The sequence below is a fragment of the Methanomicrobium sp. W14 genome (assembly GCF_017875315.1).
Taxonomy (GTDB): Archaea; Halobacteriota; Methanomicrobia; order Methanomicrobiales; family Methanomicrobiaceae; genus Methanomicrobium.
On record NZ_JAGGMM010000003.1, the window covers coordinates 499604 to 519036 of the forward strand.

Consider the following 19433-nt stretch of genomic DNA (forward strand, 5'->3'; position numbering starts at 1 on the left):
CAAATATACTATTAAATTTTTGATTAAAGTAAACACATTATAATTGATATCAGCTCATTCAAAAAAAGGATTTAAGGCTTATGGCGCAGGGGAAAAAGGGCGTAGATACTGACCAGATGATTAAAATCATGACAATAGGCATCATTGCGACGCTTGTAATTGTCATAGTGATAGGTGTTTTTGTCGGACTGAAATACATTATGCCGGAAAACGGGGGAAGCCTGTTTTCTTCACAGGAGGACAACGGGGAAAATTATCCGTCTTCGTATCCCGACAACCCGTACACCCCTTCACCCGGCAACTCCCAGGGCAGTTCACCGGAAACAGAAGGTACAGGTGTAAGGGATTCGGCGGTTGTGATTAACGGCTTCATACCTGACGACCCGGTTTTCAATAATACGGATTTTGACACCAAAACACCTCCCGAACAACCAATAGAAATTGAAAGACTTCAGACTCTTTACCAGGACTCTATTTCAATGAAATATACTGCCATGAGCATAAAGGCGACAGCCGGAAAAGGCCCTCTCGTGATATACTATGATGTTACAGATACCGTCATAGGCCCTAACGAGACTGAAATAAACCCTTACTTCTCATTTTTAAATATAAATGTAACAGACTACAACACCGGCGAACCGGTTGCAGAAGGGGGGTATGCACGCCAGTACAGCGTAGAAGATGAACAGTCGATAAAAATATATCAGGCAGGCGTATTCAGGATCAATATCTACGGAAACGGACTGGACGTCGACCTTAAAGTAAAGTCAGGCATCCCGAAGGATTCAGGTTCGCTGACAGAAATATCCGGTGAAAACACTGTTGGAGAATACCCCGAAGACAGCGTGTGGTGACCATTTAATGCCTGACACAACTGAAAAAATTCATGAAGCCTTCAAAAGCAGAGAACCGGAAAAAACCGGTACAGGAGAATACGATTCAACAAAACTTCAGAATTCTGAAAAGACAAATATTTCGGACAATAAATCAGCTGACCTTATATCGGCCATGAAAAGCACTTCTGATAAAATAAACGGCAGATTAAAATCAGTATCCGGTGCAGGCCTCAAATTAAAGACAAATATATTCAAACAGGCTTCAGGGGAGACAAAAGAAGAAGACAAAATCAAAAAGAAATCCGATCTTAAAACCGTTTTCGGGATGAAAACAAAGAAGGAAACAGAAGCCGGAAAAACAGGCGTCAAACAGAAATTTGACCTGAAAAAATTTCTCGGGTTCAAAACTGATGAAGATGAAGAAGAGCTTTTCCATAAAATAACATGCCCTTTAAAGCCCGAAATAAAGCCGGGACAGATTCCGGACTCATATGAAATTCTTGACACATACTGGCTCAACCCCCCCGAAGCATACGCCGTGATAGTTAAAGACGAAAAAAACAACAACCAGTACCTTGTATTCGAGCCGAAAATTACAGAAAAGGACCTTTTAATACTGGAAGAGACCGATTCGCAGCTAAGATCAATACTCCTGTATGATTCGAAAGTGAAAAAAGAGAATATAAATCTGGATTTTGACCTCGTCGGAAGAATTGCAAAAAGTCTGGACCCTAAAATAAACGACGAGAGGGTAAACGTAATCTATTACTACCTGAGAAGAAATTTCAACGGCTACGGAAAGCTTGACCCCCTGATGCATGACGAAAATATAGAGGATATCACGTGCAACGGACCTGACATTCCCGTATTCATATTCCACAGAAAATACTCGAACCTGCCTGTAAACATCATTTTTGAGACACGCGAACTGAACAAGTACGTGCTTAAAATCGCTCAGAAAGCAGATAAACAGCTTTCCCTTACGGCTCCTCTTGTAGACGCAGCACTTCCCGAAGGTGCACGTGCACAGATTACCTATACTGACGTCGTCTCCTCTAAAGGGAGCTCTTTTACAATCAGAAAATTCAAGGCAGACCCGATGACTCCGGTAGACCTAATCGACTACGGGACATACGACCCCGAAATCCTTGCCTTCATCTGGCTTTGCGTTGAGAACAGGAAAAGTGCAATCGTTGTCGGCGGAACAGCGAGCGGAAAGACTTCAATGATGAATGCGTTCTCGCTTTTCATCCCGCATTTTGCAAAAATAGTCTCAATCGAGGATACAAGGGAGATTCAGATGCCTCACAAGAACTGGCTTCCGATGAAGACAAGGGAGAGCGCCTCTGAATCAGGAAAAGGAAACGTCGACATGTTCTCCCTTCTTAAAACCGCACTGAGGCAGAGACCTGAATATATAATAGTCGGCGAAGTCAGGGGAGCAGAGGCACAGACACTGTTCCAGGCGATGAATACCGGGCATACCACATATTCAACCCTTCATGCTGGAGGAGTGGAACAGGCGATAAACAGGCTTACCACGAACCCTATTAACGTGCCTGTCGCAATGTTCGGGGCTTTGGACCTCTTCATAATCCAGCAGCTCCAGTACATCGGCGGAAGAATGGTCAGGAGGTGCATAACAATAGACGAGGTCATCGCTGAAAAGGGGGACATCAGGTACAACGTCTTATACAAATGGAACCCTGTCGAGGACAGCTTCAGGAAGATCTACACTGATTCAAAAATAATAAACGACATCTCGTACAGCCACGGCTGGACAAAGGAAGAAACGCTGAAACAGATTGAAATAAGAAAGAAAGTCCTTGAAGGTCTTCTTAAGCACGGAGTGAGAAGATCGGACGAGATAACGGCAGTGTTCGACGAATTTACAAAGAGCGGGAAATATGAGTTTGAGGAATAATTCTATTTTAAATACCCTGAATACCGATGATTTCAGGCGCTCTCTAAGTGCTTCGCACCTGCCTATAACGCCGAAAGAGTACCTTTTGATAATCGTTCTGGGGACAATGTTTGCAGGAATTGTCTATGTACTGGCAATAAACCTCATTATTCTTCTTGAACTTGATATAAACCCCATATCATTTCTTCCTCCTGAAATTTCCGCCATACTATTTTTCCTCATAGCAGTCGGGGGAATATTTCTTTTCGCCTACATGTACCCGCAGATGGTCGCAGCCGGGAGAAAGACAAGAATCGAGCTTGACCTGCCGTATGCAATAACCTACATGCAGGCCCTGTCAACCACGATGACTCTTTTTTCAATCTTTAAAAGCGTCAGCGAAGCCGACGACCTCTACGGTGAAGTCTCAAACGAGTGCTCAATGATTGTAAGAGATGTCGAATATTTCGGAGACGACCTTTTAACAGCGATGAGAAATACCCAGGACTGCACACCTTCAGAAAACTTCGCCGAGCTTTTAAACGATCTCGCAATGGTATTTAAGACCGGAGGAAGCATGACCGACTTCTTTGCGTCAAAGTCAGCCCATTACCGCGAGACCGCAATGCAGGAGCTGGAAAACACACTGAAGACGATGGAGATTATGGCCGAAATCTACGTAACGGCCTTTGTCGCGGGACCTATCGCAATAATGATAATGATAGTTGCGCAAAACCTCTCGGGCCAGACCACGGTCGACATGCTTGAGCCCCTGATGTACATCGGCCTTCCGATAGGGGCGAGCGCAATGATCTTTATCCTCTACATAATGATGCCGCCTGACAGTCTCCAGATAAGCAGAAAAGAGACCATCCAGTCCGAATATGCAGATACCAAAATCGATGAGGAAAATATAGAAAAACCTGACGAAAAGTTCCTGAAGAATCTGCAGTCCAAAAAGCAGATCATAAAGATTAAGGATGTGCTGAAAAACCCCCTGAGATACTATGTCTCGGACTACCAGTACGGCCTGATATTCGGTATGCTTGCGGCGGGTGCCACCGCGTACCTTTACATGAACGGCTACATTGCAGAGATGTTCCCGAAGTACACGTTTGAGGTTTTTATATGCATACTTATCTCTGCGTTCATGTTTCCTGTCGCATTTGCATATGAGGCCAGAAGCTGGTACCTGAAAAAATTTGAGTCGCAGCTTCCCGGGTTCTTAAGGGAAATATCCGATATGAAAGACATGGGGATGACTCTTCAGAGTGCAATTCACATAATCGCCCAGAGCAAAATCGGCGTACTTACATCAGAAGTGAAAATCGCTTCCGAAGAAATCAAGATGGGGACGAGCGTCTCGAACGCTCTCTACAAACTTGAAGAAAGAATCGGGCTTGTATCAGTAAAAAGGGCTATATCCCTTGTTATAAAAGCAAGCGAGATAACCGACCACTTAAGGGAAATCCTTGCAATAGCAATAGGAGACCTCGAGCATTTCCTTAAGATGAAAAACGAGCGTTTCGGTGTGTCCTTTATCTATGTCGCCATAATCTACCTGTCGTTCGGCATTTTTCTGTACTCCGCGTACGAGCTTAACGTCTCATTTGTCCAGAGTTTCATGGACTTTGACATAACCTTCAACCTCGACCAGAATATACAGGAAATGTTTCACATATCAATTATCCTCGGGCTTTTTTCGGGAATTATGGCAGGGCAGCTGAGCTCAAACAATGCACTTGCAGGGCTTAAACACAGCATAATCTTTCTCGCTGCATCGGCCGCCCTCTTTTCGGTGATAATACAGGTTTAAAAATCATTCCGGGATGAAAAAAATGAAAAAAAAACTGGTAAACTGCGAGGACGGCGTATCACCCATAATAGGAGAGATGCTGATGCTAAGCCTTGTCCTCATACTTGTATCGCTCTTTGCAGTATCTGTATCACAGTATATCCCTGACGACAGGGAGCCGTCGGTCAACCTGATGATAGGTGACAACACATCCGATAACGGCCAGAATATAACCTTGTGGCACAAGGGAGGGGACACTCTTGCAAAGAGGGACATGAAAGTTATATTTTCAAACGACAGCCTGCGGTACATTGTGCCCCAGGGGAATATCACAATCGACAAAAATGTAAACCAGACCAATTTTATGCCCGGTGACAACATGGAAGTCGGAACAGGGCATAATATCACCGGATTTGATGTCCAGGTAGTCGTATCAAAGTCCGTTGTCTTCTTCGGGAGGGTAAACAATTGAAAAGGCGACAAAAAGACGAAGATGCTGTCGCTCCTGTAATAGCCGGTCTTTTGGTTCTTGCAATCATCGTCACGGCAATGTCGGTATACTTCAACACATACGTCCCGTCGCTTAAGGCCGAAGCGGAAATTGAACACCTCTCAGACGTCCAGAGTGAATTTTTGTCCTTTTCGTCAGACCTTGAAAACGCTGTCTGGAAAAAGTCGGAAGGAAGCATAAGCAGAAACTTTGAGCTCGGCGGGGGAGACGTTTTTCTCTCGTCGATAAAATCAGGAGGGATTCTTTCGGTTGAAAACAGTTCTGAACTCTTCGGGTTTAACGTTACATACGAAAGTCCCCCCGACAGTGAACCCGTAATACCTCAGACGACCCATGATTTCAACTCATCACTTGTAGACTTTTCATATACGCCGCTGAGCAATTTCTGGCAGGACCAGGGATATAAATGGCAGTATGGCTACGTGAACCTTACAACCGAGTACGGGGAAGAGACGCCTTTGCAGTACACAGACATGAAAAAAGTCCTTGACGAAATAAACGAGTCCGGCTTTTTTTCGTCATTTTTTGACCTTGACTGCCAGTCAGAACAGATGTTCGATGAAAGCGGGACCGTCCAGCCAGGTATAAACTGCACCGAAGTTACCCTGAATATAGTAAGCCTGAAACAGGGGAATGACTACTACACCAGTGGAAACGGTGTCGCAGCATTAAGACTTAAAACCAGTATAAACGAATCCAGAATATACAACGCAACTATGGTCAACTTTACAATATACGACTCAGGGGTCTCTGAAATAAACTACACGGTAAATAACAGCATAATAAAAAAACTCAGTTCCCTTTCAGGAAGGGGATTTAACAATGTGATAGTACCACTACCTGAGAATGAAGGCGATCCTTTGGGGATAGAATTCACGTATCCGGTTGATATTGCCATAAAAGAGACGGATATAGAAATATCCGCGTCATGATACTAAATATATCTTTATTTATTTCTCTTTTTGATATTTGCTTTCCTGAAAAAATCAGAAATTTCGTTTTGCATCAGAGACGATGTCTTCGACTGACTTTATCAGTTTTTCACCGGCTTTTCTGGCCTTCTTTTCAACGGATTTTCTTCCACTTTTAGTTCCGATAAGGGTATTTGCCAGGTTCACGACGCTGTCAACAGCTTTTTTTACGGATTCCGCGGCTTCTGATACGAGCCGGTCTATGTCACCATCATACCCGGCATTTGTCGTATCCTCACCGGGTGCTCCTGAATTTTCCGAATCTTCGCTTTCGTACGAGACAGGGATATAGGCTTCTTCCGGCTTGTCGTTTTTTTCAAGGGGCTTTTCATTATCTTTCAAAGGCGTGTCGTCAATCCAGACTCCCTTTTCAAAATGTCCCTTTTTTTCTTCCATATCAGAACTTTTTCGGCGCTTTTGTATAAATAGATATTAGTCGGCAAAAGGCATACCTTTGATACGCTGCCATCAGAAGGTATGAAACTGCAATTTTGCGGAAAAAAAGCACAGGATAAAAATCTCATATCCAAAATACCCGGAAAAGGTTAAGATTTAAAAAAAGGCAGGAAGAAATGTTTTTTGTCCGGTAACCGTTATTTTAACGGATGAAGACCGGAGCACAGACATCCCTTTTTGCGTCATCAACATAACTTACGGAGACATCAACGCCATAAGCTTTCTTCAGGTTGTCCTTTGTTATAACATCGCATGCATTACCGATTGCTATGAACTTTCTGTCATGCATGACGGCGACCTTACTTGATATCATAAAGGCATGGTCCGGAAAATGAGTACTCATAATTATTGCTATCCCTTCATCCGAAAGTCTGCTTATGGCCTTTAAAACACGGAACTGGTTTCCGAAATCAAGGTGGGAAGTAGGTTCGTCAAGAATCAGAATCTTTGCCTCCTGGGCGAGGGCACGTGCAAGCATAATCATCTGTCTTTCACCGCCGCTTATCTCGTTGATGTTTTTGTCCATAAGGTAGCCCACACCTAGCTTTTCGATGGCTTTTTTTGCTATTTCAACGTCCTTTTCAGCAGGCGAGGAGAGAAAAGAGAGATGAGGAGACCGGCCCATAAGGACAAAATCAAGGGTGGAGAACGGGAAAACAGTTTCATGGCCCTGAGGGACGTATCCTATAACCTTTGCAAGGTCCGGCAGTGAGTAGTCGTTTATATCTCTCTCCATTATGCTGATTGAACCGGAACGTACACTGTAAAAATTAATAAGGCATTTTATCAGCGTTGACTTTCCTATGCCGTTTCTACCGAGAATCGAGATTATGTCCCCTTTCTCAAGTGAAAAAGAGACGTTATCGAATATGTTCTCTTTGCCGTCATATGAAAAGGAAACGTTTTTTACATCAAGTATCACAGCCATCCCACCTTTTTCCTTGTCAGGAGATACGCAAAGAAAGGAGCTCCTATAAGAGCCGTGAGAATTCCTATAGGAATCTCGGTTTCAATCAGAGTCCTTGAGATGTCATCTACTATCAGGAGGTATGATGCACCGAGAAGAATTGATGCGGGAATAAGCTTTTTGAAGTCAGGACCTACGAGCATGCGGGCAATGTGCGGGATTACAAGGCCTACCCAGCCGATTATGCCTGAGATACAGACGCATGACGCGGTGATTACGGTTGCACACAGGATGATTACTCTCCCCAGGTTTTTCGTGTCTACACCGAGTGCACGTGCCTCCTCCTCGCTTACGGAAAGTATGTTTATTCTCCACCTGATAAGGTAAAGCACAAATCCCGCTATTAATATCGGGGGTGCGACAGAAAGAACGTCTGACATTGAAACAGACGAAAGGCTTCCCATAAGCCAGAATACTATCGCAGGGAGGGTATCATACGGGTCCGCTACATATTTGAGGGCCGACAGGAGAGCTGAAAACAGGGCGCTTATGATTATTCCCGATAATACCAGGACAAGAGTTCCCGAACCCTTGTACGCCTTTGCGATAAGACATGTCAGTGAAACCGCTGCAATCGCAAATACAAAGGCCGATACCTGGGTCATAAAAGACCCTGCATAGAGAAGTATTGCAAGGGCGGCACCAAAACCCGCACCTGATGCAACACCAAGAATGTCAGGCGATACAAGCGGGTTTCTGAAAAGGCCCTGGTATGACGCTCCGGCAATAGAAAGGCCCGCACCGATGAGCATTGCGGCAATCACCCTGGGAAGCCTTATCTGCATAATTACAGTTTCATTTATCGAATTGTATGTATTCTGAAGATTCAGGAAAGGAAAAAAGGTATCGGCAGTCTTCCCCGCAAGAACAGTCATTACATCCGAAGGGTCCATCATATATCTTCCCCAGAAAAGAGATATGAAGAATAAAAGGAACGGAACTACGTATATAGTGGCCTTTTTTAAAATATCCTTAACCCTTTCATCCAAAAAAAACGTGGATGAAATTCTTTTCCCGGTTATTTCAGCAGGGCATATCTCCTTTTTATTTTCATTTTTGTTCATCCGTAAACAGCCTCTCAATGACAATATCTGCTCATATTTTCTAATCGGAAAATTTTGTTTTTGTTGACTTCGCCTGACAAAAAAATTCAGGCTTTTTGGAAAACCTTTTATTTCCGCACAAATCCCGGCAGAACTGACCGTCCGGTGGGGTTTATGTAAAATAAAAGCAGAAATATGCCGGTTTTATCTTTCAAATCTTCCGGATTATTAATTTTCACTGCATTGTATATTTAATTATTGAAAAAAGTAAAATTAATCATGTTAACTTAACTGCGTCCTGAAAAACCGCTGCTCACCTGTAAATACCAGTCAACAGAATTCACCGATCATCACTTTCACGATGAACCGGATACATGTGGTATATCCCTTCGCAAAGGAATGAAATACAGCTGTTAAAAGTCGTATTCTTCCGGCGGTTATAAACAGGCATTGATATGTTGCTTTTGTACTTTGAATGCAGATGAATGCAAACTGCCAAAAAAAAGATTTTTGTTTTTTTTATTAGGAATAATTACAGTACTGCAAGCACTGAAACCATGTTGTGGGCGAATACAAATGCATACCACAGGATTATTGCGGCAAGCGCTATTGTCCCGGAATTTTTAAGCCTCGAATTTGAGTAAACCACTGCAAAGGCAATAATTGCAAAAACGGCCGACTTCACGGCTATATGAAAAATTTCCGTTCCTGCAACAGCCTTCATGAATATATTCAGTTCATAGCCGCCGTTCGAAAGGATGAACTGTGTAGTTGCGACATCAAGGCTGAAGAGGACAGCCAAGACTATAAGACCGCCTGCAACTGTAATGCTGAATCCTCCGGGATTATACAGGGGAGGACTTCTGATAGGCCATTCCATCTTTATCACGCCGTTCATGCAATATTTTTCCTGCACGGTGATTGACTACATAGCATATCAGATATAATCTTTTGCATTGCAGAAAAAATTTGCATAAAATAATCCAGGCTAATAATTACACAGTGTGAAAAAAATTAATCAGGTGCATATTACTGGCGTTACTAATCAAAAAGCGTAATCACTGCAAACAATTGAAGTTCAAATATATTTTAACCAACGCCCGAAATCAAATAGTATTATTTAAATAACGTATATTAATATCCGCACATTGATTTTGCAGAAATGTTATATACAGGAAATAAATTTAACAGGAAGAAGAGTAATTAACCTAAATTGATTAATTTAAGCCTAATATTAAGTATTATTCTAATTACATACTTAAACTGATGCGGTAATGCATCATTTTTGGTGAAACATAATGAATTCTGAAGACGCAGTCTCACCCGTTGTGGGAGTCATGCTGATGCTTGTCGTGACTATAATCATAGCAGCGGTTGTGAGCGGTTTTGCGGGCGGACTTATCGGTTCACAGGATAAGTCGCCGACGCTTTCCATGGATGTTACAATTGCAAACACGGGAAGCTATATAGGAAGCGGGTTTACTGCAACCGTTCTTGGTGTAAGTGAACCCATAAGTACTTCAGACCTGAAAGTTGTCACATCATGGTCAACGACTATGAAGGACAACACTGATCCTGGTCTTACACAGGCTCAAAAAAATATGGCCAATGGTGCTATCTTCACAGGTGGAAGTACCAGCCTTCCAAACAGTGCAAATGTAATATGCTGGGCAGGAATGAAGACAAATGCAATTACTAACTGGTCAACAGCACCTTTCGGTATTGGTGTAGGCATAAAAAACACTAACAGTGGTGACCCCATGGGAAACGCATCCAAAAGTTCCATAAACTCAACTAAAACCGGATGGTTTGGGCAGTACACATTAAAGGAAGGCGTAAGCATGTACGCTTATCCGTATGGAAGCAATTCCGGGATGGCAGTAGGGGGAGTTTCCGGAATGGCTGCCGACAGCGGCTACAACGGTGTAACACAGTACGCTTACACATTAGGACAGTATAACACAGGTCAGGCCGACCCGGTGCAGGCAGTTCTTGGATCCGGCTGGGAGCAGTTAAGAGCCGGAGATACTGTAAATGTCAAAATAATATACACACCGACGGGTGCAGCAATTTACAACAGCAACATAGCAGTGGAGGACTAAAAATGATGAAAAATAATGATTCGGCTGTGTCACCTGTTGTAGGTGTTATGTTAATGCTTGTTGTAACGATAATCATCGCAGCGGTTGTAAGCGGGTTTGCAGGAGGATTTGCACAGGGGCAGACAAAGGCGCCCCAGGCTACGATACAGGGAGAGTTCAGCACAACATCAGGCCTTAAAATCATCCACGCAGGTGGAGAGGCAATACCAACGACCGACATGGTAATAACCTTGAAAAACGGTCCAACGTTCGGTTCAAACCTTGAGGCAATGTCAACAAATGCATTAAACCTTGCAACAGTTACTGATTCAAACAGTGTACCTGTACAGTACTTTAACCCGGAGACAGGTGCTGTTGACGGTTACAACATTACATCGTTTAATCCCGGAGATACATTCTACGTAAATATCGCAAATTGTGACCCTGAAAAACTTCAGCCAACCGTAGCACCTTACGATGGAAAGAAAGGCTACAAAGTTAAATTCGACGGGACACATTACACATATGATGGATTTAAAACGTCATTCTGGAATTTATGCTTTGTAAATCAGGAAAACATAGGAAAGTCATTTTATCTTGATGTCAATGACAAAAGCAGTGGGACCCTCATATCACGTGCTGTTGTTACGATCAAAGGATAAGCATAAATTCAACCTTTCAACACCCTTTTTTTACAGGACAAAATTCGATGGAAAAAAGCAAATTTTAAAAAAATAATGATTTTTATTAAACTTTATAGTAATAAGACCCGTTGGCACAGTTTTTGCAGAGAACCTCTCCGTCGGGTGTTACAACTTCCTTTGAGTCGCGGACTATCTCATTGCACCTGCTGCATTTGACCATGCCGACCGTAAACCCCGGAAGGTCCGCATTTCGGAATGTCAACCTTCACCTTTTCGATACTGAAAAGCTCTGACTCAGGCGCGTCGATAAATACCTTCGGGTCGTCCTTCATTCCTTTCTGGCCTGCACCCTTCTCCCTTTTTGGTGACGTTACAGATACCCTTACGGCGTCCTCGGTGTCCATGTTTACATACGTTGCCGCAAAAGATACGGGAATTCTGAAAATACGAATACGATAAGTAATTTTTTCATCTATTCAGTATATTTATTAAAGATGAACTTTGGCAGCTTAGGTCCGAAAGAAGCAAAAATTCCCATATGGCTAGCATTTCTCAGTGCAGTGCTCTTTATAATATCAGGAATCGACTATTCGCTTACAGGAGTTTCTACAGGATATGTACTCGTCATAATAGGTCTGATTGTAGGAATCTCAGCCGCAAGAATGAAAAAAGGCAGTGCAAAAAATGCAGGAGACTCCTCACTGACAATACTTTTCTTCGGAATACTTAACATAATATCGTTTGTATTCATACTTTCCGGTGGATCAGGCGGTGGAATTGCGTTTTATTCAGGGCTGATTGCAGGTCTTGCCGCAGTTTTCGGCGGGTACCTGGGATACGCCGCTTCAAAGAGCAAAAACGCTTAAATCAGTATGAGTGTTTTTAACAGAGTCTCCCCCCGGGTAAAATTTATCATAAAGAAAAATAATGCCGGCCCGAAAAAAAGGAGTAATCTTTTTTTAGACTGGAACCAGTGATATGCATTAACCGGATTTTTATGCAATACCTGAAAATTTATAGCTGAAAAAAGGATTTTTTTAATGTATATTCCATGCGCATTCCGTATATGCATGATAAATATGTGAATCTTATCGATACGTTTAAATTCGAAAAAAATGCTGTCTATGTATGGCATTTGATTTTCCCGAAAAGGTGAAGGGTTATCTGTTAAACCCTGTCGAATCGTTCAAAAATTCGCGTGACGAAAGTTTCGGTGACGCTTTCAAGTATTTCCTGATTACTTTTGTAATCTATGTCGTTCTAAGCGCCATACTTCTCATGGCCGGGGTTTCAGGTCTGAATATGATCCCCGGATTCGGAGCTGCTTCAGCGGTATTCCTGATTGTACTGATACTTGTATTAGGCACCATAGGATTTTTTATAACCGGAATTATAACACACATATTCGTCCTTATTGCCGGGGGCAGAAAAGACCTTACACAGACCTATAAGGCAGTCGCATATTCACTTACACCGTCAATGCTTATCGGGTGGATACCAGTCATAAATTTTATAGCAGGAATCTGGTCTTTAATTCTCGAAGTTCTGGCAATACGTGAACTTCATGAAATCTCGACCGCAAGGGCAATAATTGCAGTATTTCTGCCTATAATCATAATGACAATTCTTGTATTCCTCCTTGTGGGATTCCTTACGATTGCTGCCGTAAGCGCAATGTAAGAAATATTTAAAATTTAAAGCAAAATAAAAAAAACATGTTTCGGCCGGAGGGATTCTCTCACCCGGCTTTTCTTTTCCTCAGGCCTTCAAAATAAGGCTGAAAATTTACTGTTTCCCGAAAAAGTCAGGGACAATTATATATATTATATAATGTGTTATAATCCTGCATGAGTACCTTAGAAAAGGTAAAGGGTTTTATAGTGAAGCCTACCGAGACTTTTTTGGCCTACAAAGACGAAAGCCTTGGGAAAGCCTACCAGTATTATGTGATTCTTCTCATAATATTTTCAGTACTTTACGGTATCGTATCAATTGCAACAGGTTTAAACTCGTTCAGCGAAGCAGTATCCATTGCAGGCAACTCAATGGGGCCGCAGTTTGGTGAGGCATTGTCAGCATTCAGCGGTTTTGCAACCACAATGAACATATTCATCATCTACCTGATGTTTGTCCTGAGCCTGTTCACTATCTTTCTGTCCGGGTTTATGATTCACTGCTTTGTTCTGCTCTTTGGAGGAGAAAAAGGCTACAGAATGACCTTTAAATCGGTATTCTATGCAAGCACACCGGCACTTCTTCTCGGGTGGATCCCGTTTGTCAACATAATCGCCTCAATATGGTACCTGATACTCCAGATAATAGGAATTAAGGCATATCACGAAATTTCAACAGGAAAAGCTGTTGCTGTCGTGCTTGTCCCGATAATACTTATTATCATAGGAATAGTCCTTTTCGGGGCTGTAATTGCGACATTTCTCTCTGGTATGATGTCCGCTGCCGGAATGCACCCGTGGTAAGTCCAAAAAACAACCTAATTTTTCCGGCATCATTTCCACTTTTTTTAATAATTAAACAAAGGTTTAAAAAACAATAAAGTATATATTGCAGGACCGGGATAAACGGGAGAATCTCTTGTAGCTTCTTCCCTCCTGAAGGTGTGGAGAATGAAAAAATCAGGCTTTTTGTTATTTATTGCAGCAGCCGTGTTATGCATAACAATGTGTACCCCGGCATCTGCTGTTCTTCTGGAGGAAAAATACCAGGGACAGGTATCGCTGGTTGACCAGTCAACAGACACTATCACCATGAAAGTGGCGTTTGTGTATGAGGGTGGAGAATGGATCACCTATGCCAAATCAAGTCTTAAAAATAATCTGGTTTCGGGCACTATGTCAAACCCCGATGCTTTCAAAGACCTCAAGCAGGGCGACAACATCGAGGCGACGTTAATGGGCGGCTCTGAATGGATATCCATAGGCGAAATCGGCGATATCGGGTCCACGGAAACTCCGCTTACCGCAGCCTACGGTGACCCGTCAGTTCTTACATCAAAATTCTACTCGGGCTACACGTTATCAGCAGAAATGACTCCTGACTGCTCGGACTGCAGCGGAACCGTATGCAAAGCATCATCCGCCGATGTCTCGGTTAAAATGGACGGAGTGACAATAGAAACACAGGAGATGCTCCCCGGAGAGACACACGAATTCGGATGGAGCAACGAGGACTTACAGCATGTACTGCAGGTTAAACTGATTTCAGGAGAGGCGTCCTCTGACTCATGCCCGGCATACGCAGGCATGGTAGGACCCCAGGCAGTATCTGACTTTACAATATACGATACGCAGAAAAGCACAATTCTTGAAGCAGAAACCGAGGCCCAGGAACAGAAAACAGCATTAACGACAGTTCCGCCGACAACTGCGGCAACAACAGAACCTGTACAGACAACAGCTGCAACACCGACACAGTCAGGATTCGGCCCAGTGCTTATAATCGTAGCAGGAACAGCAGGGTGTGCTCTCTTCGCCATTAAAAGAAGATAGACCCTGAGATCCGTTACGGGGTTTTTTGAGAGAACCTTAAATTAAAGAAAAACAAATCTTTTTTTCGTCCCGGTGAACCGCAAAGAATTCTGTTCCGTAAACGATTCACACAGGCAGGCGGTTTAACATTCCGGGAAAACATTTTTTGCTGACCGGCCAATATTTAAGTAATATATGTCAGAAATTTTAAAAAAGAATATTAATATTTTTCTTATTCTCATAGTTTTTGCATTCATTGCATTTATCCTGAGAGTCCTACCTGCATTTTTTCTCCCTGACACAGGCCTCGTCCACCTGATAAGAGGGGATGCAGAGTACAACTTAAGGCAGATAGAGGTGATGGCAGACAATTTCCTGCAGTATGACTGGTTTGACCCGATGACTGCATACCCATACGGCAAAAACATCGGATGGGGACCGCTTTTCCCGATGATTGCAGGCGCTTTCGTGATATTAACAGGTGCATCGGGCCAGGCTGGCATCATAAACGCCGCATCCTATGTAACACCTCTTATCGCAGCGGCGATGGTATTTGTCGTATACTTCACGGCAAAAGCAATAACCGGAAAAAGGCTCACTGGAATTATTGCAGCGGCTATAACTCCTTTCATATCACTTTTCTTTTTGAACTACACATCATATGGATATGTCGACCACCATGCAGCAGAACTCCTTTTTTCTTCCCTTTTCTGCCTGTTCTACATACTCGCGTCAGGAATATCCCTGAACGGAAAAATTACGGATTTAAAGGATAAAGATCTCCAAAAACTCTTATTATACAGTGTTGCAGCAGGAATATTTTACTCGGCATGCTACTTCACGTCGCCAACAACCGTTCTTTTCCTTGTCATAATCTCGGTATACACCCTGATTTCATGCATACTCTGCCATTATTCGGGCGAAATTCCTGTAAAAGAGGGCATAATAAATACTATATCGCTTCTGATACCGGCAGTACTGATAGCATTATTCGGTGTAAAATATCCGGGCTTTACGCTATCGTCGTATACAATTGTCCATGCCCTTATACCAATTCTGATAATCGCTGCAACCTGGATTCTTGTTTTGATATCCGCAGCCCTGAACAAAAGCGGTCTTAAGGAAAAAAAGATTTTTTATCCCGTGATAATTGTGGGGGCAGCTGCCGTTTCAGCAGTCATAGCCATAATAGCAGTGCCGGAGGTTTTCACGACGCTTTTTTCAGGTGCAAACCTTATATTCGGGTTTAAAAACGTGGCGATAGCGGAAATGAAGCCGTGGAGTCTTGAATACGCTCTTCAGAGCTACAATTTTGCATTCATCCTGGCGGCAGGCGGATTTCTGGCATCACTATACACAATTTATTCGGAAAAAGACCGAAAAAATCTCTTTCTCATAATCTGGACCATCACCGTTCTTTACGTTACAATAAGGCACCTGAGATTCGAAATATTCGTTGCAATTCCGTTTGCAGTTCTCTCGGCAATCTGCATATCATACGTCTATAAAAACTATTACAGCAGCTTTAAAGGCTACATAGATAATAAGGACGAAAAAAACGCCGCAGCAAAATCAAAAAAGAAACCTGCAAAAAAACAGGGTAGAAAAGAGAACAGAAACGCATCAGGTGCAGCGGTTTTCCTAATTACTGCAGTAATTGTTGCCCTTTTCTTTGGAACATCACTTATTAACGACATCAACTTTGCCCAGGACTACTCCAGTGTAAGCTTTGAGAAGGACAAATGGACAGAAGCAATGAACTGGATGAATGAAAACACTCCTGAAACCGGAGTCGACTACTACAAGGAGTATTCGGCTGACAATTTCACATATCCAAAAGAATCCTACGGTGTTATGACATGGTGGGACTTCGGGCATATAATTACTCTCATAGGAAAAAGGATACCGAACTCCAACCCGTTCCAGGACAATGTGGCAGGGGACACCGGTTGTGCCGACTTTTTCATATCGGGCTCGGAAGATACGGGTTCAGAGATACTTGATAACGCAGGTTCAAGGTTTGTCGTGACAAACAGCGAACTTACGACTCCTGTAAAAGGAATTGCCACCATCCTTCCGTGGACTTCAGGGAACAGGGTACTTTCGGACTACATAATGTATGCTGTAGATGAATCGGGAAATTACCAGAGCTATGTCTACACACCGGAGTATTACAACACAATGGCTGTAAGGCTTGAAAACCTTGACGGGTCATATACAAAAGCCTCTTCAGAGAAAAGCGATGTAAGTTACAGTCCCTTCAGCCCGCCCGTGGGTGTAAACGCACTGAAACACTTCCGTCTTGTCTACGAATCGCCCGACAGTGACGACAACGTCAAGATATTCGAGTACGTTAAAGGATACGAGGTTGCAGGTGAAGGAACGGTTGAATTAAACATCACGACCAATACAGGACGTGAATTCGTATACAGGCAGAAAAGCGAGAACGGCACATTCATCCTTCCGTATTCGACAACAGGCAACCCGTACGACGTAAAAGCAGACGGACAGTATCATATCACCGGAACCGGTGAATATTTTGATGTAAGCGAGGATGAAATAGGAAAGAACTGATTAATATCTTATTTAGAGAAAAACTCATACTTTTATGCCCGCTCTTGCCAGGGCATCTTTTATTGAAGACAAGCTCTCTTTTTATCTCCTTAAATTCTTCATCAGGATATCTTCCGGTATCTTTTCCAAGGCCGACAATCTCATCCTTTTGTCTCCTTTTCCAGGTCCAATCAGACTGTCCTGCTTATCAAGAGCACTTTTTTGCAGATCAATTATTGCCACCGGTATTATCAAGCGTTTTCTTTGAGATGCCAAGATTTTTTATATCAAGTTATATCCCTGCCGAATGTCTCTTTCAGGACAAATTACCTGAAACCAACTTTTTGGACATAACTATCAACAATGTTTCATGCATAATCATAGTTTATAGTATACGATATTCTAAAAAATCATAGGATATAACCGACAATTTAAATATACTTAACAGCATATAAACCATAAATGGATCAGGGCATGCAAATAGTCATTGAAAGCCAGAACCCATGGTGGTTTTCAAAGAATTTTGACAAAGGAATAGACCGCCTGTCGTTTTTTCCGGAAATAATTCAATATTTAAATGCAAAAGAAATTCTTCTGTTAACCGGAGCAAGAAGAACAGGCAAGTCCACACTTGCATATCAGTTAATTGATTATCTCATAAAAACAGGAACCCCAAAACAGAATATTTTGTATATCAACCTTGATGAACCCCTTTTTATGTCAATGAGAGATGATCCATCCCTTCTTGGGAGCATTGTTGAAGAATACACGAGCAAAAGAGAAAATAAGGAAATTTTATACCTGTTCATAGACGAAATTCAGAACTATAAATACTGGGCATATGCCATAAAAACGTTTTATGACACCAAAAAATATATCAAATGCATACTGACTGGCTCCACATCTTCAGTCCTTAAAAATAGTGCAGCTTCAAGACTTTCGGGGAGATATCTCGCTTGCACAGTTTATCCGCTTTCTTTTCAGGAATTTTTAATTTTTAAAGGCATTATTAATCCGGAAGTGATTAAAAAAAGACAGTTATTTGATGAGTACCTCAAATTTGGTGGATATCCGCGTATAGTTGTTGAAGCTGATAACAGCCTTAAGATGCAGATTCTGAAAAATTACTATGAGACAATATATCTAAAAGATATAATACTCCCAAATAACCTCAGGAATAATTCTGACCTCGTAAACCTTCTCTATTATCTGATATCAAATTCAGGAAATCTGTATTCTTTCAACAAAATTGCAGAAATACAGCATATTTCTCCAGATACGGTAAAAGAGTATACAGAATATGCTCAAAACTGCTATCTTCTTTATACCCTTATGAAATATACCTGGTCGGTGAAAAAACAGATTGCCAATCCAAAAAAGATATATGCACTCGATACAGGGATTATAAATGCCATATCATTTACTTTCTCTGAAAATAAGGGAAGACTTCTTGAGAATTATGTATTCTGCTTATTAAACAGAATTTTTGATGAAATATATTATCATAAAAGGAATTATGAATGTGATTTTGTTGTAAAATCAAAGTACCCGGTTACTATGGAGCAGAATAATATTCTTAAAAGCAACGTTTCCCAAATTTCTATGGCTGTACAGGTTTCACTGTCACTTAAAGAATTAGACACAAAAAACAGGGAAATTCGCGGCCTTAAAGAGGCAATGGAGGACTATAACCTTAATGAAGGCTACATTGTAACTGAAAATGAAAAAGACATGGTTACTTTGGATGACAAAACAATCCATATCATTCCGGCTTATTCTCTTGAGAACGAATTAAGAGAATTTACAAAATGATATTTTGCTCCAGTTTATTTTCATTCACCGGAAAAAACAATATTGCATCAAAAATACGATTAACAAGGCTCTGCAGGGACAGTTTTTATCAATGGTGTTATACTTTTGTATGAAACTTTACGTTTTGAATCAACCGGGAATAATAGTTTAAATAGTGTTATTTTTCTCTTACTGCAGTTATATCCGGCTTTCGGAAGATTACGGATAAATGGAAAAAATTCATACTTTTATACCCGCTCTTGCCAGGGCATCTTTTATTGAAGACAAGTTCTCTTTTTATCTCCTTAAATTCTTCATCAGGATATCTTCCGGTATCTTTTCTAAGGCCGACAATCTCATCCTTTGTCTCCTTTTCCAGGTCAAGCATCTTATCCTG

General features: G+C 42.0%; 20 protein-coding genes. 14 read left to right on the forward strand and 6 right to left on the reverse strand.

What is annotated here, in order from left to right; genetic code table 11:
* The first annotated feature begins 80 nt into the window (after positions 1 to 80).
* From J2128_RS11640 to J2128_RS11660, 5 genes are read left to right on the forward strand one after another with little or no spacing between them, the layout of a single operon-like run.
* On the forward strand, positions 81 to 854 hold the full coding sequence (locus J2128_RS11640; protein WP_209691598.1) for a hypothetical protein: 774 nt from the start codon (positions 81 to 83) through the stop codon (positions 852 to 854).
* 7 nt (positions 855 to 861) lie between these two features.
* Positions 862 to 2760, forward strand: a complete 1899-nt coding sequence (locus J2128_RS11645) for a type II/IV secretion system ATPase subunit (RefSeq protein ID WP_245323707.1) — start codon at positions 862 to 864, stop codon at positions 2758 to 2760.
* Entirely contained in the window at positions 2744 to 4555 is a 1812-nt protein-coding gene (locus J2128_RS11650) for a type II secretion system F family protein (protein ID WP_209691599.1), read from the forward strand. The genes J2128_RS11645 and J2128_RS11650 overlap by 17 nt, the downstream gene beginning before the upstream one ends.
* A gap of 22 nt (positions 4556 to 4577) precedes the next feature.
* Positions 4578 to 5006 (forward strand): type IV pilin N-terminal domain-containing protein, encoded by a 429-nt coding sequence (locus J2128_RS11655; protein WP_209691600.1) that lies wholly within the window; start codon positions 4578 to 4580, stop codon positions 5004 to 5006.
* A complete protein-coding gene (locus J2128_RS11660) occupies positions 5003 to 5977 on the forward strand; it encodes a flagellin (RefSeq protein WP_209691601.1) in 975 nt (324 codons plus the stop codon). Before J2128_RS11655 ends, J2128_RS11660 begins: the two co-directional genes overlap by 4 nt.
* A 54-nt stretch (positions 5978 to 6031) precedes the next feature.
* Here the strand turns inward: J2128_RS11660 and J2128_RS11665 are convergent, their stop codons facing one another.
* From J2128_RS11665 to J2128_RS11680, 4 genes are all read right to left on the reverse strand, one after another.
* Positions 6032 to 6412, reverse strand: a complete 381-nt coding sequence (locus J2128_RS11665) for a hypothetical protein (RefSeq protein ID WP_209691602.1) — start codon at positions 6410 to 6412, stop codon at positions 6032 to 6034.
* 202 nt (positions 6413 to 6614) lie between these two features.
* Entirely contained in the window at positions 6615 to 7400 is a 786-nt protein-coding gene (locus tag J2128_RS11670) for an ABC transporter ATP-binding protein (RefSeq protein ID WP_245323709.1), read from the reverse strand.
* Positions 7391 to 8503 (reverse strand): iron ABC transporter permease, encoded by a 1113-nt coding sequence (locus J2128_RS11675; protein ID WP_209691603.1) that lies wholly within the window; start codon positions 8501 to 8503, stop codon positions 7391 to 7393. Before J2128_RS11675 ends, J2128_RS11670 begins: the two co-directional genes overlap by 10 nt.
* A gap of 511 nt (positions 8504 to 9014) precedes the next feature.
* Positions 9015 to 9380 (reverse strand): DUF5658 family protein, encoded by a 366-nt coding sequence (locus tag J2128_RS11680; protein WP_209691604.1) that lies wholly within the window; start codon positions 9378 to 9380, stop codon positions 9015 to 9017.
* A gap of 400 nt (positions 9381 to 9780) precedes the next feature.
* Between J2128_RS11680 and J2128_RS11685 the strand changes: the two genes are divergently transcribed.
* On the forward strand, positions 9781 to 10584 hold the full coding sequence (locus J2128_RS11685; protein WP_209691605.1) for a type IV pilin N-terminal domain-containing protein: 804 nt from the start codon (positions 9781 to 9783) through the stop codon (positions 10582 to 10584).
* A 2-nt stretch (positions 10585 to 10586) separates the two neighbouring features.
* Entirely contained in the window at positions 10587 to 11225 is a 639-nt protein-coding gene (locus J2128_RS11690) for a type IV pilin N-terminal domain-containing protein (RefSeq protein ID WP_209691606.1), read from the forward strand.
* A gap of 85 nt (positions 11226 to 11310) precedes the next feature.
* On the opposite strand, the gene J2128_RS11695 is transcribed toward J2128_RS11690, so the two are convergent.
* Positions 11311 to 11469: a TraR/DksA C4-type zinc finger protein gene (locus J2128_RS11695; RefSeq protein WP_209691607.1), complete on the reverse strand. Its 159-nt coding sequence runs from the start codon at positions 11467 to 11469 to the stop codon at positions 11311 to 11313.
* Here J2128_RS11695 and J2128_RS11700 point away from each other — a divergent pair.
* The 7 genes from J2128_RS11700 (at position 11463) to J2128_RS11730 (ending at position 19057) form a co-directional block, all read left to right on the forward strand.
* Positions 11463 to 11666: a hypothetical protein gene (locus J2128_RS11700; RefSeq protein ID WP_209691608.1), complete on the forward strand. Its 204-nt coding sequence runs from the start codon at positions 11463 to 11465 to the stop codon at positions 11664 to 11666. The genes J2128_RS11695 and J2128_RS11700 overlap by 7 nt on opposite strands.
* Before the next feature lie 35 nt (positions 11667 to 11701).
* Positions 11702 to 12073, forward strand: coding sequence for a hypothetical protein (locus J2128_RS11705; protein WP_209691609.1), 372 nt, complete (start codon positions 11702 to 11704; stop codon positions 12071 to 12073).
* Between the two features lie 262 nt (positions 12074 to 12335).
* Positions 12336 to 12887 (forward strand): YIP1 family protein, encoded by a 552-nt coding sequence (locus J2128_RS11710; RefSeq protein ID WP_209691610.1) that lies wholly within the window; start codon positions 12336 to 12338, stop codon positions 12885 to 12887.
* A gap of 167 nt (positions 12888 to 13054) precedes the next feature.
* Positions 13055 to 13684 carry a YIP1 family protein gene (locus tag J2128_RS11715; protein WP_209691611.1) on the forward strand — a complete coding sequence of 210 codons (630 nt, stop codon included), beginning with the start codon at positions 13055 to 13057 and terminating at the stop codon, positions 13682 to 13684.
* 147 nt (positions 13685 to 13831) lie between these two features.
* Positions 13832 to 14713, forward strand: coding sequence for a hypothetical protein (locus J2128_RS11720; protein ID WP_209691612.1), 882 nt, complete (start codon positions 13832 to 13834; stop codon positions 14711 to 14713).
* 174 nt (positions 14714 to 14887) lie between these two features.
* Positions 14888 to 17266 carry an oligosaccharyl transferase, archaeosortase A system-associated gene (locus tag J2128_RS11725; RefSeq protein ID WP_209691613.1) on the forward strand — a complete coding sequence of 793 codons (2379 nt, stop codon included), beginning with the start codon at positions 14888 to 14890 and terminating at the stop codon, positions 17264 to 17266.
* Positions 17267 to 17707: 441 nt separating this feature from the next.
* The gene (locus tag J2128_RS11730; RefSeq protein ID WP_245323712.1) at positions 17708 to 19057 is read left to right on the forward strand and encodes an ATP-binding protein; all 1350 of its coding nucleotides are present in this window, start codon (positions 17708 to 17710) and stop codon (positions 19055 to 19057) included.
* A 157-nt stretch (positions 19058 to 19214) separates the two neighbouring features.
* Here the strand turns inward: J2128_RS11730 and J2128_RS12805 are convergent, their stop codons facing one another.
* On the reverse strand, positions 19215 to 19424 hold the full coding sequence (locus J2128_RS12805; protein WP_245323715.1) for a hypothetical protein: 210 nt from the start codon (positions 19422 to 19424) through the stop codon (positions 19215 to 19217).
* Positions 19425 to 19433: the final 9 nt, after the last annotated feature.